The organism is Eubacterium sp. An11, from assembly GCF_002161065.1.
GTDB lineage: Bacteria > Bacillota > Clostridia > Lachnospirales > Lachnospiraceae > Anaerobutyricum > Anaerobutyricum faecale.
On sequence record NZ_NFLV01000012.1, the window covers coordinates 54,679 to 74,284 of the forward strand.

24 protein-coding genes and 1 pseudogene are annotated in these 19,606 nt (G+C 51.4%); all 25 read left to right on the forward strand.

Annotation, left to right across the window (positions count from 1 at the left end):
- The first annotated feature begins 22 nt into the window (after positions 1 to 22).
- The 25 genes and pseudogenes from B5E53_RS10675 (at position 23) to B5E53_RS10790 (ending at position 19,605) form a co-directional block, all read left to right on the forward strand.
- Positions 23 to 745: a virulence protein gene (locus tag B5E53_RS10675; protein ID WP_087314853.1), complete on the forward strand. Its 723-nt coding sequence runs from the start codon at positions 23 to 25 to the stop codon at positions 743 to 745.
- A pseudogene (locus B5E53_RS20135) lies at positions 729 to 944 on the forward strand (DUF4314 domain-containing protein); the annotation flags it as partial. The gene B5E53_RS10675 and the pseudogene B5E53_RS20135, both read left to right, overlap by 17 nt.
- Positions 945 to 1,124: 180 nt before the next feature.
- Positions 1,125 to 1,406 carry a DUF6809 family protein gene (locus B5E53_RS10685; RefSeq protein ID WP_087314857.1) on the forward strand — a complete coding sequence of 94 codons (282 nt, stop codon included), beginning with the start codon at positions 1,125 to 1,127 and terminating at the stop codon, positions 1,404 to 1,406.
- A 139-nt stretch (positions 1,407 to 1,545) separates the two neighbouring features.
- Positions 1,546 to 2,496: an amidoligase family protein gene (locus tag B5E53_RS10690; RefSeq protein ID WP_087314859.1), complete on the forward strand. Its 951-nt coding sequence runs from the start codon at positions 1,546 to 1,548 to the stop codon at positions 2,494 to 2,496.
- 98 nt (positions 2,497 to 2,594) lie between these two features.
- A complete protein-coding gene (locus B5E53_RS10695) occupies positions 2,595 to 2,783 on the forward strand; it encodes a hypothetical protein (protein WP_087314861.1) in 189 nt (62 codons plus the stop codon).
- A gap of 3 nt (positions 2,784 to 2,786) precedes the next feature.
- Positions 2,787 to 3,257, forward strand: a complete 471-nt coding sequence (locus B5E53_RS10700) for a gamma-glutamylcyclotransferase family protein (RefSeq protein WP_087314863.1) — start codon at positions 2,787 to 2,789, stop codon at positions 3,255 to 3,257.
- A complete protein-coding gene (locus B5E53_RS10705; protein WP_087314865.1) occupies positions 3,247 to 3,447 on the forward strand; it encodes a hypothetical protein in 201 nt (66 codons plus the stop codon). Before B5E53_RS10700 ends, B5E53_RS10705 begins: the two co-directional genes overlap by 11 nt.
- 123 nt (positions 3,448 to 3,570) lie before the next feature.
- Positions 3,571 to 3,762, forward strand: a complete 192-nt coding sequence (locus B5E53_RS10710) for a hypothetical protein (protein ID WP_087314867.1) — start codon at positions 3,571 to 3,573, stop codon at positions 3,760 to 3,762.
- 30 nt (positions 3,763 to 3,792) lie between these two features.
- Entirely contained in the window at positions 3,793 to 4,080 is a 288-nt protein-coding gene (locus B5E53_RS10715) for a hypothetical protein (RefSeq protein ID WP_087314869.1), read from the forward strand.
- A 106-nt stretch (positions 4,081 to 4,186) separates the two neighbouring features.
- Positions 4,187 to 5,788: a terminase TerL endonuclease subunit gene (locus tag B5E53_RS10720; protein WP_204245517.1), complete on the forward strand. Its 1,602-nt coding sequence runs from the start codon at positions 4,187 to 4,189 to the stop codon at positions 5,786 to 5,788.
- Positions 5,789 to 5,805: 17 nt separating this feature from the next.
- Positions 5,806 to 7,167: a phage portal protein gene (locus B5E53_RS10725; protein ID WP_087314871.1), complete on the forward strand. Its 1,362-nt coding sequence runs from the start codon at positions 5,806 to 5,808 to the stop codon at positions 7,165 to 7,167.
- Positions 7,070 to 7,804 carry a head maturation protease, ClpP-related gene (locus tag B5E53_RS10730; protein ID WP_087314872.1) on the forward strand — a complete coding sequence of 245 codons (735 nt, stop codon included), beginning with the start codon at positions 7,070 to 7,072 and terminating at the stop codon, positions 7,802 to 7,804. Before B5E53_RS10725 ends, B5E53_RS10730 begins: the two co-directional genes overlap by 98 nt.
- Positions 7,805 to 7,817: 13 nt before the next feature.
- Complete coding sequence (locus tag B5E53_RS10735; protein WP_087314874.1) at positions 7,818 to 9,026, forward strand: phage major capsid protein; 1,209 nt, start codon at positions 7,818 to 7,820, stop codon at positions 9,024 to 9,026.
- Positions 9,027 to 9,094: 68 nt separating this feature from the next.
- A complete protein-coding gene (locus B5E53_RS10740; protein ID WP_343215636.1) occupies positions 9,095 to 9,373 on the forward strand; it encodes a head-tail connector protein in 279 nt (92 codons plus the stop codon).
- On the forward strand, positions 9,373 to 9,705 hold the full coding sequence (locus B5E53_RS10745; RefSeq protein ID WP_087314876.1) for a phage head closure protein: 333 nt from the start codon (positions 9,373 to 9,375) through the stop codon (positions 9,703 to 9,705). Before B5E53_RS10740 ends, B5E53_RS10745 begins: the two co-directional genes overlap by 1 nt.
- 2 nt (positions 9,706 to 9,707) lie before the next feature.
- Complete coding sequence (locus B5E53_RS10750) at positions 9,708 to 10,091, forward strand: HK97 gp10 family phage protein (protein WP_087314878.1); 384 nt, start codon at positions 9,708 to 9,710, stop codon at positions 10,089 to 10,091.
- Entirely contained in the window at positions 10,084 to 10,401 is a 318-nt protein-coding gene (locus B5E53_RS10755; protein WP_087314880.1) for a hypothetical protein, read from the forward strand. The genes B5E53_RS10750 and B5E53_RS10755 overlap by 8 nt, the downstream gene beginning before the upstream one ends.
- Positions 10,402 to 10,406: 5 nt before the next feature.
- On the forward strand, positions 10,407 to 11,015 hold the full coding sequence (locus tag B5E53_RS10760) for a major tail protein (RefSeq protein WP_087314956.1): 609 nt from the start codon (positions 10,407 to 10,409) through the stop codon (positions 11,013 to 11,015).
- Entirely contained in the window at positions 11,012 to 11,386 is a 375-nt protein-coding gene (locus B5E53_RS10765; RefSeq protein ID WP_087314882.1) for a hypothetical protein, read from the forward strand. Before B5E53_RS10760 ends, B5E53_RS10765 begins: the two co-directional genes overlap by 4 nt.
- On the forward strand, positions 11,383 to 11,547 hold the full coding sequence (locus B5E53_RS19520; protein ID WP_171027895.1) for a hypothetical protein: 165 nt from the start codon (positions 11,383 to 11,385) through the stop codon (positions 11,545 to 11,547). Before B5E53_RS10765 ends, B5E53_RS19520 begins: the two co-directional genes overlap by 4 nt.
- 99 nt (positions 11,548 to 11,646) lie before the next feature.
- A complete protein-coding gene (locus B5E53_RS10770) occupies positions 11,647 to 12,570 on the forward strand; it encodes a hypothetical protein (RefSeq protein ID WP_140401482.1) in 924 nt (307 codons plus the stop codon).
- 109 nt (positions 12,571 to 12,679) lie between these two features.
- On the forward strand, positions 12,680 to 15,670 hold the full coding sequence (locus tag B5E53_RS10775) for a phage tail tape measure protein (protein ID WP_087314886.1): 2,991 nt from the start codon (positions 12,680 to 12,682) through the stop codon (positions 15,668 to 15,670).
- Positions 15,667 to 16,317 (forward strand): hypothetical protein, encoded by a 651-nt coding sequence (locus B5E53_RS10780; protein WP_087314888.1) that lies wholly within the window; start codon positions 15,667 to 15,669, stop codon positions 16,315 to 16,317. The genes B5E53_RS10775 and B5E53_RS10780 overlap by 4 nt, the downstream gene beginning before the upstream one ends.
- Positions 16,314 to 17,771 (forward strand): phage tail protein, encoded by a 1,458-nt coding sequence (locus tag B5E53_RS10785; protein ID WP_087314890.1) that lies wholly within the window; start codon positions 16,314 to 16,316, stop codon positions 17,769 to 17,771. The genes B5E53_RS10780 and B5E53_RS10785 overlap by 4 nt, the downstream gene beginning before the upstream one ends.
- Positions 17,772 to 17,787: 16 nt before the next feature.
- Positions 17,788 to 19,605, forward strand: a complete 1,818-nt coding sequence (locus B5E53_RS10790; RefSeq protein WP_087314892.1) for a hypothetical protein — start codon at positions 17,788 to 17,790, stop codon at positions 19,603 to 19,605.
- Position 19,606 lies beyond the last annotated feature (1 nt).

Sequence of the window (19,606 nt, forward strand, 5' to 3'; positions counted from 1 at the left end):
GAAAAACAAGGAGGTACAGGGAATGCGAATTGAATTTCACAGAACAGGAGCGGAAAGGAAGGCGCTGGTAACAGCCATCGGGGAAATCCTGGAGGTCAGGCCGCAGTACAAAGGAATGCCGAGCGCCGCTTACGAAATCGGCTACTTTACAGTAACGAAAGAAGGTACGCTGGAATTTGATGACCGGGCCGACAGCGGGGAGGTGGAAAACCTGCTGGAGCAGCTTGCTGACCGGGGGATCGTTGCAGCACCCGCAGAAATGGCACAGGCATGGCTTAACGCAAGGGCAGAGGAATTATCCAAGGCAAGTGAAAACGAGCCACAGGAGGCGAACGTGGGGCTTACGGTGGAAATCCCGCTTGATAAGGTATCGTTGGGCAATCTTACTAAGCTGCTGGAAGCCAAGGGCAAACTGATACGGAAAGCTTTGGGGATCAGCGAGCTTTCCTTTGAAATCATGGAGGACCGGGTGGCGTTTCCTTGGTTCGAGGAACTGCCCGATTCCGATGCTGCTAAAGCCTACACCCACTTCATTTCCGCACTCTGCGAGATGAGCAGGAATGCCAAGCGGGTAACAGCGACTGAGAAACCGGTGGAGAATGAGAAATACGCATTCCGCTGTTTTCTGCTGCGGTTGGGATTTATCGGCAGCGAATATAAAGCGGAGCGCAAGATCCTGCTGAAGAATCTGACCGGGTCCTCGGCTTTCAAGGATGGGGGTGTGAACCATGAAGTTTCCAAGTAGAGAGATTGTGGAAAGCATCCGCCGGGAATATCCCGCCGGCACCCGTGTGGAATTGGTGCAGATGGATGATGTGCAGGCTCCGCCTGCCGGTACAAAAGGCACCGTCAAAGGTGTGGATGACACCGGTTTCCTCCTTATGCGCTGGGATAATGGCAGTGGCCTGAACGTGGTCTATGGGGAGGATATTGTCCGGAAAATTCCTGTGGTCAAAACAGTTTGTTATGGCAGAACCAAAGAATGGTACAGCCGTGCGGAGGCAGAGCAGTTTTTCTTTCACGCAATGATGAACTCCGAAGGCAGTGAGCAAAATCGGTACATGAAAATATATACGGAATTGAAATTGGGGAAAGCATTCTGTACGGATGAGGAGGAATGAGCAATGGAACAGGATATTTTGGAGCAGCTCTATTTTGGCAGGATTGTGCCATGGGAGAACCGGAATGATAAGACTCCTGAGATGGAACAATGCAGTGAGCAGGTTTATCGGGATACAGAGCATTTGACACAGCTACTGGATGAGGACGGGAAAAAGATCCTTGAGCGGCTCATGGATAACCGTTCTGAACTGGAAAGCCATCAGATCCTGGAGGGCTTTAAGGATGGGTTCCGGCTGGGGGTTCAGCTTACGGCAGCAGGTTTTGGAAATAAAAATAAGCTGTAAAACACACAAATTCTGCCCGGAATCATTGTGTAATATATAGTGCGGAATTAACTTGCTATTATCCTCTTTTAGAGCGAATATGTGTACACCGAAAGGGAAAACACACAGCCGCAGGGCAGAAAAAACGGAGGATTTCAGAATGAATGAGAAAACAGCAAGGCAGATTGCAGAGATGAAAACGCAGACTATCGGGGTTGAGGTGGAAATGAACAATATCACCCGGCAGAAGGCTGCGAAGGTTGCCGCCACCTACTTCGGCACAGGCAGATATGAGAACACTGCCGGCCGCAACGGGTACAGCACTTGGAGCGCATGGGACAGTCAGGGACGCGAGTGGAAATTCCAGAAGGACGTTTCCATCGCAGGACCGGAAGAACAGGAATGCGAACTGGTCACCCCGATCCTGACCTACGGCGACATCGAAACCCTGCAGGAGCTTTGCAGGCAGCTCAGACATGCCGGAGCGAAAAGCGACGCCAGCCGTGGCTGTGGAGTTCACATCCACATCGGAGCGCAGGGGCACACGCCGCAGAGCCTTCGGAACCTTGCCAATATTATGGCGAGCCATGAAAGCCTGATCGCCGAGGCACTGAAACTTGACCGGGGCCGCATGAACCGTTACTGCCGCACGGTAGACCCACAGTTTTTGGAGCAGGTCAATCGCAGGAAGCCCCGCACAATGTCACAGCTTGCAGACATCTGGTACAACAGCAACGGCGCAAGCTACGGAAGAAACCACCATTACAACGACAGCCGCTACCATATGCTCAACCTCCACGCCACCTTTACCAAAGGCACGGTCGAGTTCCGGCTCTTCCAGTTTGATGAGCCGACAGCCGAGCGCAGGGGCGGCATCCACGCGGGGCAGCTTAAAAGCTACATCCAGCTTTGCCTGGCCTTAAGCCAAATGGCAAAGGATGTGCGGACGGCAAGCCCTAAGCCCCAGCAGAACGAGAACCCCAAATACGCCATGCGCACCTGGCTCCTCCGCCTGGGCTTCATCGGCGAGGAGTTCGCAACGGCCAGAGATTTTCTGACCCGCAATCTTTCTGGGGACACAGCCTTCCGGCACGGTAGAGCAGCCGCTTGAAGGACACGCAGGAGTTAGCCTCCTGCCACCTTACCCTTGACCGCCTCGGCGGTCTTAAGGTGGTAGAAGGGTGATCCCTTCGGAAAGGAGATGCGGATATGCATTTGACAATTAAGGATACTGCGAAAATGAGGAGAATGGGATATACCGTTAAGGCGATGTACGAAACGGCGAAAGGCATCCCGTTCCTAAAGTATTTCATGGACAAGGCAGAAATGGACAGATTTACCGCAAATGCGGAAGAAGAGGGTTCAAGGCTGGTGGCTTGGGCAGAAAGGGGTGCTTGAAAGATGAAGAGATATTACATTGCTTATGGAAGTAACCTCAATGTTGGTCAGATGCGGATGCGCTGCCCGCACGCCACAATCCTCGGTACGGCAAATCTTAAGGGCTGGGAACTGCTTTTTAAGGGGAGTAAGACCGGCTCCTACCTGACCATCGAGAAAAGCGAAGGCGGTACGGTCCCTGTGGTGATCTGGGAGGTGACGGCGACCGATGAAGCCGCCCTCGACCGCTACGAGGGATTCCCCAATTTCTATTACAAGCGGGACATTAAACTTCAGTACAAAGGCATCCGCACGGGGAAGCGCAGGACGGTGACGGCCTTTGCCTACATCATGCATGAGGACAGGCCGATTGGCATTCCGAGTAATTTCTACATGAGGACTTGCTTGGAAGGGTATGATACCTTCTGCTTCGACAAAAACATTCTGGTTGACGCTTACGACAAATGCAGGGAGGTATGCGGATATGAAGGATAATGTGATCCGGATAGCGGTTTGCCCACTGTGTGGCAGAACCTACCATGGCGTTCCGGCGCTTTCACGGGAGGACAACAAAACGTTCATCTGCCCAGACTGCGGCACCCGGCAGGCGCTCCAGTCCATCGGTGTGGAGCCATCTGAACAGGAACAGATCATCGAGACGATCCACCGTCATACACAGGAGTGATATACACAATTTGTTCCTCCCATCTTTGTGCAGATTATGCTCAGAATTGACTTGATAATATGTGCTTTTAGAGCGAATATGTACACACCGAAAGGGAAAACAAAGAAAACGGAGGACGCCAACATGAAAGCCTACAACGCCTTTAGAACACAGGTTGAGAACATCAAGACTGAGAAGGACCTCAAAGATGCCCACATTAGCATTTGCCGCGCATACAGCGCCTACCGCATCAGCTACGAGCAGTTCATGGAGCTCCGGAAGATGATGATTTCCAAGAGAGCCGAAAAAGGCTTTTCTTGGGGCAAGGGCATTTAAAAAACGGCGCAGGACACGGAGGGTAAAATCATGACGATCAACGAAGCGATGAAAAAGTACAGACTGCCGAACCCCACAACAACCGAGGATTTGGAGATGCGGTTCTCAGGCATGGACGGCAAAACGCTGAATTTTGGAGACAAGGTTCTTCTTGCCGGATACTACTACAACGGGAGAAACAAGCCCTGCTACTTCGGCGCAGCATACGAGTTCCTTACCGATGATCACACCTGCGAAGGGATGATCGGGCTGAGAGCAGCCAGCGGGGTTGAGTTCGAGGATGACGGCCACGCCATCGCCTGGGCGATGCAGCAGTAAAGAAAACCAACAGAGAACGAGCCGCATGGCTCTTTCTCTCGTACAGAACCATTTTGAAAGTCGCAGCAATGCGGCTTATTTTTATGCCATTCGGGAGGTGGTGTCTATGCGAAAGCTGAAGAAATACAAGCCCACAAAGTTCATGGCGAAGACCTCGCACTACGATAAAGACGCCGCCGATTATGCGGTGATGTTCATCGAGTCTCTCTGTCATACAAAGGGTACCTGGGCGGGAAAGCCCTTTGAACTGATCGACTGGCAGGAACAGATCATCCGTGACCTGTTCGGCGTGTTAAAGCCTAATGGCTACCGTCAGTTCAATACAGCGTATATCGAGATCCCCAAGAAACAGGGCAAGTCGGAACTTGCCGCCGCTGTGGCGCTCCTGCTCCTGTGTGGGGACGGCGAGGAACGGGCCGAGGTGTATGGGTGTGCCGCCGACCGTAACCAGGCAAAGATTGTGTTTGATGTGGCTGTGGATATGGTGCGGTTCTGCCCAGCGCTTTCCAAGCGGGTAAAGATCCTGGAATCCCAGAAGAAGATCACCTATCTGCCCACCAATTCCTCCTATCAGGTGCTGTCGGCAGATGTAGCCAACAAACATGGTTTCAATACACACGGTGTGATTTTTGATGAGCTGCATACCCAGCCCAACCGAAAGCTCTTTGACGTCATGCTCCAAGGCTCCGGGGACGCCAGGATGCAGCCGCTGTATTTTCTGATCACCACAGCAGGTAACGATACCAACTCTATCTGTTACGAGGTACACCAGAAAGCTATCGACATAGCGGAAGGCCGGAAGGTTGACCCCACTTTTTACTCTGTCATTTACGGAGCGGCAGAGGATGAGGATTGGACAGACCCCAAGGTGTGGAAAAAGGCCAATCCCTCCCTCGGTATCACGGTGGGCATCGACAAGGTCAAAGCGGCCTGTGAATCTGCGAAACAGAACCCCGGTGAGGAGAACGCTTTCCGGCAGCTCCGGCTGAACCAGTGGGTGAAGCAGTCCGTCCGCTGGATGCCGATGGACAAGTGGGACGCCTGCGCCTTCCCGGTTTCTGAGGACGATCTGGAGGGGCGCGTCTGCTACGGCGGTCTGGATTTGTCCTCCACTACGGACATCACGGCTTTCGTGCTGGTGTTCCCGCCGCTGGATGAGGAGGATAAATACTACATCCTGCCATACTTTTGGATACCGGAAGAAACTCTCGACCTTCGTGTCCGGCGAGACCATGTCCCCTATGATCTGTGGGAGCGCCAAGGGACGCTGATGACTACCGAGGGCAATGTGGTTCATTACGGCTATATCGAGAAATTCATCGAACAGTTGGGCGAGAGGTTCAATATCCGGGAAATCGCCTTTGACCGCTGGGGCGCTGTGCAGATGGTGCAGAACCTGGAGGGCATGGGCTTTACGGTAGTCCCATTCGGGCAAGGCTTTAAGGATATGTCCCCGCCGACCAAGGAACTGATGAAGCTGGTGCTGGAGGAGAAAATTGCCCACGGCGGACACCCAGTGCTGCGGTGGATGATGGATAACATCTTCATCCGTAGCGACCCGGCAGGCAATATCAAAGCGGACAAGGAAAAATCCACAGAGAAAATTGACGGCGCAATCGCTACCATCATGGGGCTTGACCGTGCGATCCGATGTGGAAATGATATGGGAGCTTCGGTTTATGACAGCCGGGGCCTTTTGTTTATCTGAAAGGACGGTGATTCGATATGGGTATCTTTTCCGGGCTTTTCCGTTCCAGGGATAAGCCCCAGAACCGCACTACGGGCAGCGCTTACAGCTTTTTCTTCGGAGGAAGCACTGCGGGCAAGAGGGTGAATGAACGGTCTGCTATGCAGATGACGGCGGTGTATTCCTGCGTCCGCATCCTGGCAGAAGCAGTGGCAGGTCTTCCTCTGCACCTTTACCACTATAAGGAGGACGGAGGCAAGGAGAAAGCCATTGACCATCCGTTGTATCTGCTCTTGCATGACGAACCAAACCCGGAGATGAGTTCCTTCGTGTTCCGGGAGACGCTCATGACCCATCTTTTGCTGTGGGGCAATGCTTATGCACAGATTATCCGCAACGGAAAAGGTGAAGTGATTGCTCTCTATCCGCTGATGCCGGACCGGATGACGGTGAATCGTGACAGCAATGGACAGCTTTATTACGAATACACTGTCAGCATGGATGATGCGCCTACGGTCAAAGGCAGTCTTGTCCGGCTGAATCCTTCCGATGTGCTGCATATCCCAGGGCTTGGTTTTGACGGGCTGGTGGGGTATTCCCCTATCGCTATGGCAAAGAACGCCATCGGTATGGCGATTGCCTGTGAGGAATATGGGGCGAAGTTCTTTGCAAACGGTGCAGCCCCTGGCGGTGTCCTGGAGCATCCGGGTACCATCAAAGACCCGCAGCGTGTCCGGGAAAGCTGGCAGTCCACCTTTGGAGGCAGCGGTAATGCTAATAAGATCGCTGTCTTAGAGGAAGGAATGAAATATACGCCGATTGGCATCTCGCCGGAACAGGCACAGTTTTTGGAAACCAGAAAATTTCAAATCAATGAAATTGCTCGAATTTTCCGGGTGCCGCCCCACATGGTGGGCGACCTGGAGAAGTCGAGCTTTTCTAATATTGAGCAGCAGTCTCTGGAGTTCGTGAAATACACGCTGGAACCCTGGCTGGTGCGATGGGAGCAGTCCATTCAGAGGATACTGCTTTCCCCGGAGGAAAAGAAGAGTTATTTTGCCAAGTTCAATGTGGAGGGGCTGCTCCGGGGCGATTATGCCAGCAGGATGACCGGCTACGCTACGGCAAGGCAGAACGGCTGGATGAGCGCCAACGACATCCGGGAACTGGAGAACATGGACCGCATCCCTGCCGAGGAAGGCGGAGACTTGTACCTGATCAATGGCAATATGCTCCCGCTTGGAAACGCCGGGGCTTTTGCAAATACCGAAGTTAGCGATGACGGAAAGGAGGAAAACCCCGATGAAGAAGTTCTGGAAGTGGAAGAACCAGGCGGAAACAGCTCCGGCGGAACGGACGCTGTTCCTGAACGGCACCATCGCCGAGGAAAGCTGGTTTGACGATGACGTCACGCCGCAGCTTTTTAAAGAGGAACTGATGGGCGGAAGCGGAGACATCACGGTCTGGATCAACAGCCCCGGTGGCGACTGCGTAGCGGCTGCCCAGATCTATAACATGCTGATGGACTATCCGCACAATGTCACGGTCAAGATTGACGGCATCGCAGCATCCGCTGCAAGCGTGATTGCTATGGCAGGGACCCGTGTGCTGGTATCGCCGGTGTCCATGATGATGATCCACAATCCTATGACCGTGGCCATGGGTGATACCGCAGAAATGCAGAAAGCCATCGAGATGCTTTCAAGCGTGAAGGATTCCATCATCAACGCCTATGAGATCAAGACCGGGCTGTCCCGTGCCAAGCTGTCCCACCTCATGGATGCGGAAACCTGGATGGACGCGAACAAGGCGGTGGAGCTTGGCTTTGCCGATGATGTCCTGGCACGGGCGGAGATTCCGGAGGACATGGAGCCGCCTGCGGTGTCCATGCTGTATTCCAAAGCAGCTGTGGTCAACTCCCTCGTGGATAAGATCGCAGCCAAGTGCAGGACTAACCCTAAGAAAATTGAAGATTCCAAACCCAAGGGCCGCTCCGTAGACAGTCTCTATGAGCGGCTCAATCTTTTGAAAAATTAAGGAGGATACCACAATGACGATTCTTGAACTGCGCGAGAAGCGCGCCAAAGCCTGGGAAGCTGCAAAAGCATTTCTGGATTCCCATAGAAACGATAAAGGCGTCTTGTCCGCCGAGGATGACGCCGCCTACACCCGCATGGAGCAGGAGATCACTGACCTGGGCAAGGAGATCGCCCGTTTGGAACGCCAGGAGGCACTGGATGCAGAACTGAACCGCCCGGTGAACAAGCCCTTGACGGGTAAGCCTATGAACGGCAAGGAAGATGCCAAGACTGGCCGTGCGGCGGATGAGTACCGTACAAACTTTTGGAACATGATGCGTTCCAAAGCACCGATGCCTTCTGTGGTGAATGCGCTGCAGATCGGGACGGATTCCGAGGGAGGTTATCTGGTACCGGATGAATATGAGCGTACTCTGGTAGAGGCGCTGGAAGAAGAAAACATCTTCCGCCAGCTTGCAAAGGTGATCCAGACCTCCAGCGGCGACCGGAAGATCCCGGTGGTGGCATCTAAGGGAACTGCCTCCTGGATCGATGAAGAAGGAGCCTACACGGAAAGCGATGACTCCTTTGCGCAGGTATCCATTGGAGCCTACAAGCTGGGAACGATGATCAAGGTTTCCGAGGAACTGTTAAATGACAGTGTATTTGACCTGGAGTCCTATATTGCCAGGGAGTTTGCGAGAAGGATCGGAACCAAAGAGGAGGAAGCCTTCTTTACCGGGGACGGTACTGGAAAGCCTCTGGGAATCCTGGCTGCCTCTGGCGGTGCGGAAACTGGTGTGACGGCTGCATCCGCTACTGCGGTGACAGCGGATGAATTGATGGATCTGTTCTATTCTCTGAAATCCCCGTACCGAAAAAATGCGGTGTGGATTTTGAATGACTCCACCATCAAAGCCATCCGTAAGCTGAAGGATAATAACGGCCAGTACCTGTGGCAACCGTCCCTGGTAGCCGGTACGCCGGATACGATCCTTGGCCGGCCGGTGAAAACCTCTGCTTATATGCCTGCCATTGCGGCCGGGGCGAAGACCATCGCTTTTGGTGATTTCTCTTATTACTGGATTGCAGACCGCCAGGGCCGTTCCTTTAAGCGGCTGAACGAGCTGTATGCGGCAAACGGTCAGGTAGGTTTCCTTGGCTCTCAGAGAGTGGACGGAAAGCTGATCCTTTCTGAAGCCGTGAAGGTACTGGCGCAGAAGGCTGGATCTGCAGGTTAAGGACACAGATAGATATGGAAGGGCGTGAAGGATAGAATCTATGCCCTTCCTCCCTGTTGGAGGTGAGGATGATGGTGGTAACGCTGGAAGAGATGAAACAGTATCTTCGGGTTGATTATGAAGATGAAGACCAGTTGATTACGGGTTTTATAGCATCTGCCGAGCAGCTTTGCCGGGATATTCTCCGGGCCGATGAAACAGCGGATTTGGAAAAGGATGAGACCGTAAAAGTTGCTATCATGTATGCAGCCGCATATTTCTATGAACACCGGGAGGAAGCGGACCATCATGATTTGGCTCTGACAATCCGTTCCCTCCTGTTTGGCTCAAGGAAGGAGGCTTTCTGATGAAAATTGAACTGTTGAATGTCAGGATTTTCATATCAAAAAGTACGGTGGTCACCGATGCCATCGGAAACCGTCGGAATGAATGGCAACCTTTCTATACCTGTTATGCGACCGCCAGCGGCGAGGCCGGGAAAGAACAAACCGAAGCAGGGATGGTGGTGGATGACTCCTACATTGATTTTACGATCCGCTGGTGCAAAAAGGCGGCTGAAATTGACAATACCCATTTCCGTGTAGAGTTCAATGGGGAACTTTACAATATCGCCGCTGTGGATCATATGAATTACAGGCGCAAAAGCATCAAGCTGTCCTGTGAGAAAGTGAGGCGGTAGCGATGGGTAGAGGAATTCCAATCAGCCAGCTTTCTGCAGCGGTGATGGAGGAATTGGAAGAATATGCAGATTTGGCTACAGAAGATATGAAATCCGCGGTAAAGAAAGCGGCGGCAACCGTCCGGAAGGATATTGAAGCCAGCGCACCAAGAGATACCGGGGACTATGCCAAAAGCTGGACCATGAAGACTACAAAGGAAAATTCCAATGCCCTACAGGTAACCGTGCATTCACGGAACCGGTATCAGCTTGCTCATCTGCTGGAGTATGGTCATGCGAAGCGCGGTGGCGGCCGGGTTGCAGCAAGGCCCCATATCGCTGCTGCAGAAGAGGCTGGAATTGAACAGCTGGAGCGTGAGATTGAGAGGAGCCTGACAAATGGATGATTTGGTAAAACTTCTGGAGGAGACAGGAATTCCCTTTGCGTATGACCATTTTGCGGAAGGGGAATCCCCTGATCCTCCGTTCATTTGCTACCTTCTGCCCCAGAGCGATAACTTTTCCGCAGATGGGAAGGTTTATCTGAAGGTCAGCAGTGTGAATATCGAACTGTACACAGACTGCAAAGATTTGTCTGTCGAGCAGAAGCTGGAAGCCGTGCTGGATACGCACGGTATTTTTTATGACAAAACAGAGGTCTGGATCGAGAGTGAAAAACTCTATGAAGTCCTCTACTCATTTGAAATGGAGGTATGATTTTCATGGGAAACAAGGTTAAGTATAACTTGAAAAATGTCCATGCTGCGAAACTGACCGAGATGGATTCCGATGGTACGACTGCCTTTTCGTATGCGGAGCCAAAGGCAATTCCTGGTGCAGTGAGTATCAGCTTGGATGCGGAGGGGGAAACCAGCCCGTTCTATGCGGACGGAATCGTTTACTTCCGTAGTGTGACCAACAACGGTTACAGCGGTGATTTGGAGATTGCCCTGATCCCGGAGTGGTTCCGCACGGAGATTCTGCAGGAAAAACTGGATGCAAAAGGCGTGCTGGTAGAAAACAGCGGCGTCGGTGAGAGCGTGAAATTTGCCCTGCTCTTTGAATTTGATGGCGATGTGAATGCCATCCGTCATGTGCTGTATAACTGTTCTGCCTCCCGCCCGTCCATCGAATCGGAGACGAAGGAAGATACGATTGAACCGGGAACGGAGACTTTGTCGATTACGGCTGATCCACGTTCCGATGGGCTGGTCAAGGCGCGTACTGGTGACACGACAGACTCCGGTACTTATACGAATTGGTATAAAGCAGTGTACACACCAACTGAAGAAGAACCAGAAGAAATAAGTGGAGAGGATGAAAGCGTATGATTAAGCGTGAGATAGAAATCAGCAGGAAAAAGGTGCCCTTCCGTTCCTCTGCCACGATCCCCCGCCTGTACCGGGCAAAGTTCAAAAGAGATATTTTCAAGGATCTGTCCAAGCTGGAAAAATCCTATAAGGGTAAGACGGAAAATGGTGAGGAATTGCAGATTGAGGACCTGGAGATTTTTGAGAACGTGGCCTATGTGATGGCCTATCATGCCGATAACAGCATTCCGGCAAAGATTGAGGACTGGCTGGATCAGTTTGATATGTTCTCCATTTATGAGGTACTGCCACAGATTTTGGAACTGTGGGGTGAGAACCTTGTGACGGATGTGACGTCAAAAAAAAGATTGGCAGAAGTGAGCGGGAAATGACCACGCCGCTGTTCCTTCTGCGAAGCGTGGAACTGGGAATTTCCATCCGGGATCTGGATCTGCTCACGATTGGGCTGGTTCTGGATATGTGGACGGAAAAATCCAATGACGGCGTGAAATATAAGAGACTTGCTACTCAGGAGGACTTCGACAAGTTTTAAGATACGTTGAATTACCAGCCTTTTCTTGGTATAATTATAGTCATGAAAAGGTTGGTTAATCAGCTTTTTCGTTATGAAAATATTTGTGAGGTGGTAATAGTGAAAATTCAAAGAAATACTATATATATCACATTAGTTGCAAGTGTTTTTTCCGTAGTATTATATACAGTATGTATATTTTTTTGGAATCCGCAGCAAAGCAGCCCATGTTATGATTGGCATACGTTTATTTCAAATTTAGTAATTGGAATATGGGGCGGCGCTATAGTATCTTTGGGGATAGCTTTAGTGAGCTATGGAGAAAGCCGAAGAAAAGACATGGAAGCATTTATGCGTGCGGATCTTGCTTTGTTTGAACATTGCGGCCACTTTACTGATCAAAATTCTGTGGAATGGTTTGATAAATATTGCGCTTTGTACAAGGCATTGTCGGATTGCTGGGCGAATATTAAATTCCTATTTGATCCTAGAAGACATAGGTTGTTTTTAAAAGAATATATAGATTTTTATTGGTCATTTATGATTTTGACAGAGGATCAGTATAATATGCTTAGGTATATAGCAGAACCATCAAGGTCGGAAGACATAAAAAATAAAATTAAGGATATTGTAATGGAAGAGATTATTACACAAAAAGGAATATGCAAAAATATTTTGTGTAATAATCGCTTAACCCATGACAAGGAAATAGCTAAGAAGCATATTGATGATATATACAGAAATAAAAATATATTAAAAAAATTTGAGTTTAATCAAACTTTGGTAACAAAACAAAATTTTATATTGCTAGAGCCAAAATTCGAAGTATATATAAAAGAATTTCGTGAGGAGATGGATAAGTCGAATTCAACAGAATTAGATTTTATTATGCCAATAGATGATGCTGAATATTTACAAAAGGCAGGCTATATTTCAGGTTGGACTGTAGGGATAAATGGCCAGACGGCAAAAGTATCTTGTAAATTTATTACAGATAATTATTTTTTACTAAAAGCAAAGTTAAAACCAGAAGAAAACAGTTGAAAGTAAAATATAATATGTTACATAGCATCGGTTAGAAATAATCGGTGCTTTTTTATGCTCGGAGACAATCCGGGATTTTTTCATGCCCATTTTTAAGGAGGTGAGGGTTGTGGCGAACCGGATTAAGGGCATCACAATTGAGATCGGTGGCGATACTACTGGTCTTGATAAAGCACTAAAGAACGTCAATTCTTCTATCACGAAAACGCAGTCTGCCTTAAATGATGTGAACCGTCTGCTAAAACTCGATCCTTCTAATACGGTGCTGGTAGCCCAGAAGCAGGAACTGCTGGCACAGGCAGTCAGCCAGACGGAAGAAAAGCTGTCGGCTCTGGAAACTGCACAGGAGCAGGTGGCCGCAGCTTTTGCCCGTGGGGATATTGGGGCGGATAAGTATCAGGCGTTCCAGCGGGAGATTGAGGGAACCCGTGGCAAGCTGAACAAATATAAGGCTGACCTATCCGATCTGCAGACAGAGCAGGACAGCCTTTCTCAGAACACAGCACGATTAGAAAAGCTGTTCGTTGCCACTGGGACGCAAGTCGATGATTATGCAGATGTCCTTGGCACCCGGCTGACCTCGGCTATAAAAAACGGGACTGCCAATTCTGATCAGTTGCGGACGGCCATTGAGAAGATCGGGAAGTCTGCCACAGGAGGGAAAGCCGATATCCGCCAGCTGACGGACGCTCTGGATACCGTGGATGATGGGCAGGCGATCCAAAACTTGATCCAGCAGCTGAAAGAGGCCGGAAACGCTGCGGAAAATACAGCGGATGACGTAGGTCAGATTGCGGAGAATACAAAAGGCGTTGCATTGATGCAAGCGGCGGATCAACTGTCTGCTGTGGGTGATAAGATCCAGGAGATCGGGAATAAGGCGCTGGATGCCTATACGGATACCGAGAACGCCGTGACCAAGGTGAACGCTTACTTTGGTGAGACCGGGAAAGCCGCAGAGCAATCTGCCTCAGTGATCAAGAATGTCTACTCCTCCGGGGTCGGGGAAAGCATGGATGCCGTGGCCAATGCGGTTCTGATGGTCAAAAAGAACCTTGGCGATTTAAGTGAAACGGATCTGACCAACCTTACCCAGCAGGCGATTACGCTGGAGGAACTGTACGGTATTGACATGAATGAAACCCTCCGGGGTGTCAATTCCCTCATGCAGCAGTACGGCCTGACCGCCCAGGAGGCGATGGACTACATCGTGGTGGGCACCCAGAACGGTTTGGATAAGACAAATGAGCTGGGCGATAACCTCAGTGAGTATGCAGGCAAGTTCTCCCAGGCCGGATATTCCGCATCGGAATATTTTCAGCTTCTGGATAACGGACTGAAGAATGGTGCTTACAACCTGGACAAGGTCAACGATGCCATCAATGAGGTCACCACCCGTCTGGTGGATGGCACTATTGGGGAGTCCATCGGGATGTTCTCCACAAAGACACAGGAATTGTTTACCTCTTGGCAGAATGGCGGCGCTACGCAAAAACAGGTCATTGACTCCATCGTGGCGGATATTGCCGGGTGTACGAACCAGCAGGAAGCCTTAAACCTTGCAGCTCTTGCTTTTGGAACGATGGCCGAGGATGGGAACCTGAAATTCATCACTTCCCTGACTTCGGTGGGAAGTACTTATGACAGTGTGAAAGGTTCCGCACAGGGCTTGTTCGATGCAACGACCACGCCTATGCAGGAGATGGAATCCAACACCCGGAAGCTGCAGCAGTCCCTTGTCCCTCTGGGAGAGAAGCTGGCGGAGATTGCCAATACGATCCTGCCGCCGCTGGTCAGTGTGATTCAGACGGTGAGCGGATGGTTTGCGCAGCTGCCGGGGCCGGTGCAGAACTTTATCGTCATCCTTGGGGCTCTGCTGGCAGCCTTTACGGCGCTGACCCCAGTCATTGCGGCTCTGGCGGTGTCGGTTGGGGCGCTGAACATTTCCCTCCTGCCGATCATCGCTGTGATTGCGGCGGTAGCGGCAGCCATTGCCGGGATCATCGCCATCATCCAGAACTGGGGTGCCATTACGGAGTGGTTCGGGAACCTGTGGAATACCATCTGTACCGGGATCGGCACTATGATCGAGAGCGTGAAAACGTGGTTTTCCAACCTCTGGACACACCTGCAGAATGTCTGGAACGGCATCTGCAACGTGGTGCAGACTGCCGTGATGCTGCTCGGTTCCATTATCCAAGGTGCCGTGGACATCATCACGCTGCCTTTCCGGTTTATCTGGGAGAACTGCAAAGACATCGTCACTTCCGTCTGGAACGGGATTAAAAATACCGTCAGTTCCGTGCTGTCTGCGATTTCCGGTGTGATCTCCAGCATTATGGGGGCCATTCAGAACGTGATCAGTTCGATCTGGAATGCGATCAGCAGCAAAGTATCAGCGGTGGTCAATGCCATCAAAAATACAGTGACCTCCGTCTTTAATGCCATCAAGTCTGTAGCTTCTACGGTGTGGAACGGGATCAAATCTGTGATCTCCACAGTGGTCGATGGCATCAAGAGCAAGGTTTCCAGTGTGTTTAATGCTGTGAAGAGTACCGTGACTTCCGTATTCAACGGGATCAAAAGTACCGCCACCACGGTGTGGAATGGGATTAAGACCGCCATTACGAAGCCGATTGAAGCGGCAAAGAATACGATCAAAGGGATCGTGGATAAGATCAGTGGCTTCTTCTCCGGCATGAAACTGGAACTGCCGAAGATCAAACTGCCGCATTTCAAGATTACGGGCAAGTTATCCCTTGCTCCGCCGAGCGTTCCCCACCTGTCGATTGACTGGTATAAGGAAGGCGGTATCCTAACGAAACCGACCATCTTTGGCATGAATGGCAGCAGCCTGATGGCGGGCGGTGAGGCTGGCCGGGAAGCGGTTCTTCCGTTGAAGGGATTTTACCAGCAGCTGGACCAGATGATTTCCAGCTATCTGAACACCAGTGCTTTGGAGAAATATCTGGCGATTATTGCGGAAAACAGCTGTAAGGGACTGTATCTGGATGACGGGACGCTGGTGGGGCATCTGCTCCCTGCCATTGACAGCGGTCTTGGAAAAACACAGAAACTGCAAAGGAGGCTGAGCCTATGAGGGCAGATGTGAAAATCAATGATTTGTGGATGTTTGCGATAGGCTGGCTCCGGGAGGAGATTGACTTTCCAACGCCGCAGTCACAGACCAATACGGTTGTGGTACCGGGGCGCAATGCTCCGATCCGTTTTACTGAGGCTCTTGGGCGGGTATCCTACCAGCCCCGGAGCTTTTCTATTACCTTGTCCATGTTAGGAAGCCGGGAAAAGTTTAATCAGATGAAGGATGTTCTTGCCAATCTCTATGCCGGGCAGCTGTGCCACGTGATTCTTAGTGAGGAGCCGGAGCTATATGCCGTTGGTACCTTGGAATTGGAACCAGCCTATGATCCCCTTACTGGGAAGGGGCAGATGGTGCTGTCCTGTTCAGACGGGGATGCCTACCGGTATCACACGGAAGAAACAGAAGTTTCTATTACGGGAGGCGGCACGGCGATCCTGAACAATGACTATATGCCGGTCGTACCTACGGTAGTCACGACAGCAGAAACAGCACTGAGCTGGAGTATCGGTGAAGATGTATTCCGAAAATCCGTCAGTGCCGGGACATGGATGTTCCCGGAACTGGAACTGCAGGAAGGGCAAAACTCGGTCAGTATTACGGGAGAAGGAACGACTGCCTTCCGGTATCGGGAGGGACGCTTATGAGCTTGTTCCGAGTTTTTGTAGATGATCAGTTATTTTATCATCCACACCTGTCCCAGCTTTCCATCACGGAGGCGAAGGTGCAGGAGGATGCAGAGAATATTGACAGCCTGACCCTCTCTGCTCCGTTCAACCATCCCTATCTTTCTGCGATTCAGCCGATGGCTTCGACCATTGTCTGCAAAAAGGATGCTCTCACGGTATTTGAGGGGCGCGCCTTGGATGATGGGACGGATTTTTATAATACACACACATGGACCTGCGAGTCCTGCCTTGCGTATCTGAAGGACACCATGCAGCCACCATTTTCCTATCAGGGGCCGCTCCGTGGGCTGCTGGAGCAGTTCCTCTCCGTGCATAATGCAGCCGTGGAAGAAAAAAAGCGGTTCACCCTTGGCAGTGTCACAGTGACGGATAACAACGACTATATCAGCTACAGCAATTCTGATTACTCCGTAACGATGGATGCCATACAGAACAAGCTGATCAAAACGCATGGCGGCTACCTGCAGGTGCGTTATACCGAGAATGGGAAGGTGCTGGATTATCTGGAGGACTTTCCAGACCGATCGCTGCAGACCGTGGAGTTTGGCAAGAATCTCACGGATGTGAAGATTACCCGTGACCACACGGAGCGGGTGACGGCCTTGATTCCACTGGGGGCGAAACTTACGGAGACCGATGAGGATGGCAACGAAACCGAGACGGACACCCGGCTGGATATTACGGCGGTGAACGATGGCAAGAACTATGTGTACGATGAGGAAGCGGTGGAAGAAATCGGATGGATCTGGACAACCGAGATCTGGGAGGATGTGACGCTGGCAGGGAACCTGCTGCGGAAAGCAAATGCCAGACTCTCGGAACTTGTGAAAGGTGTCACCAGCATGGAACTGACCATCGTGGATGAGTCCGATACGGGTGCAGATATCGGGGATATCCGGGCAAGGATGTATGTGCGCTGCATTTCCAAACCGCACGGGATTGACGGGACATATCTGTGTCTTAGCCGTACAAGGGATTATCTGAATCCCTCCGGCAACACCATCACGATAGGGGCTGCAGGTGTACGGCTAACCTCTGAGTCTGCGAAGCAAGACCAGAATATCACTTCTATTGAAGATGATCTGTTAGGGCAGACCTCCAAGATCGAGGTGATTACGGGAAAAGTCGATCAGATCAATGCACAAAAGATGTACCGGACGGAACTGGTGGTGGATGGGGTGAACATCTTCCGGGATAAGGGGCAGCGCAGCATCCTTCGCTGCCGGGTGTATTCGTGGGATAAGGAGATCACGGATACCCTTCCGGCCAGCAGCTTTGTCTGGCACCGGAATTCCGGCCGGGAAGACCTTGATGCGGATTGGGACAGTTCCCATAGCGGGATGAAATCTATCACCATCACTACGGAAGATGTGACGGACAACGCATCGTTTTATTGTGAAATTACGATTTAAGAAGGAGGAAACCACTATGCCTACTGTATTAACTTCCAGCCAGCAGACCTTTATAGATATTACGGACCAGAGGAAACTGTCGGCCTATATCACATCCAATCTGCCAAAGTCTCAGATTGAAGATCCCAACGTGCTGCCCCATACCTATGCGCCGGACTGGGCCAGTACACCCCTGACCCTGACTCCGGTGGTGTTCCTCGACCAGACCAATCTGGCACTGGACGTATCGGGGCTTACAATCTCGTGGAAACGGAAGGAGGGAAACGGTGCGGAAGCGGCGCTGACCTCCGGGGAGAGCGTATCCAAAGGCGTCCTGACGGTCAATGTCAACAAGCTGGCAGCGGCTGCATCCGGGATGCTGACCTACCTCTGCTATATCAGCTATTACGATTCAGAGACGAAGAATACGGTCAATATCTCCGCTGACATCACTTATACCCTGATCCGCAATGCGCAGAATGCAAGGCTGGCTTATCTTTCCGCAGACACTTATGTATTTAAGTATGACTCCAATTCTTCTCTGGTCGGGGCGGCGCAGGCTACCCTGACGGCGCAGGTGCAGGGAGTCACGATTACGGCATGGCAGTATAAGGACAGCACCGGGGCATGGAAGGATTATCCTACCACGCCGGATAACACCAGCATTTCCGGCGGTACCTTGGTGGTCAAACCGGAGCATGCGGTTTTCTTTAACGGGGTGGCCCAGATCAAGCTGGCGACCGATGACCCGGATGTGTATGATACGACTTCCCTCACGAAGATCTATGATGGTTCGCAGGGCGAACCGGGTGCAGCCGGAACCGGCGGGCTTTCCGTCATCCTTGGGAATGAGGCCCAGAACATTGCCTGTACCTCCGGCGGGCTGGTAGCAGCGGCTACGGATATCACCATTCCTTTTATGGGCTATTTGGGTATCAATCAGACCGCCTGTACCTGCACAGTGGGGACGCTGCCCTCTGGGGTGACGGTCAAAAGCAATACGGCAGCGACCGCATCAAAAGCCGGATCGGTAGTACTGGCCTTTGCCGCCAATGCGACTCTTGGCGGGGCTGCGGTCTTAAATGGTACGATTGACCTGACCTTTACGATTTCAGGAGCCTCCGTGGTAAAGAAGTTTGCATGGACAAAATCCAACAAGGGCAGCAACGGGGCCAGCGGTGCCAATGCAATCGTATTCTCTGTGTATGCGCCGGAAGGCACGGTGGTGATCAATCAGAGCGGCAGCCTTGCGTTGGCGGCAGTTGGCTATGACGGCGCTTCAGAGATTACCACGGGAGCTACCTACCAGTGGGCGAAATACACAGGTGGTGAGTGGGAGAATATCACAGGAGAAACGTCCTCCACCCTGTCGGTATCAGGGGCGGATATCGTGAACATCCAGTCCTATCGCTGTACCATGACCTACAAGGGCAATACCTATGAGGATGTGATCACGGTGGAAGATAAATCCGACCCTTATGTATCGGAGATGCTTTCCATCGGTGGCTTTACGGTCAAGAACAATCTCGGCGGTGTGGTGCCTTATGTGATCGTCCGTACCAACCAGAAGGAAGTCGATCCGCTGCTCGGCAGTATCTCGGAGACCGCCCCGTCCAATCCAAAGGAAGGGGATTTCTGGTATCAGGTGGATCATTCTGCGCAGACGGTTACTCTGATGAAGTATTCCGGCTCGGCTTGGGCGGCTGCGACAGAGAAACAGTCGTTGACCTACACATGGTATGCGCAGGACAAGGATGGTCATGCGGCAGAATTCGATCAGACCGGGAAGGTGATCTACCTTTCCGCAGCGGATATCGACAGCATCCTGACGCTGCAGTGTGATGTATCCAACTGAC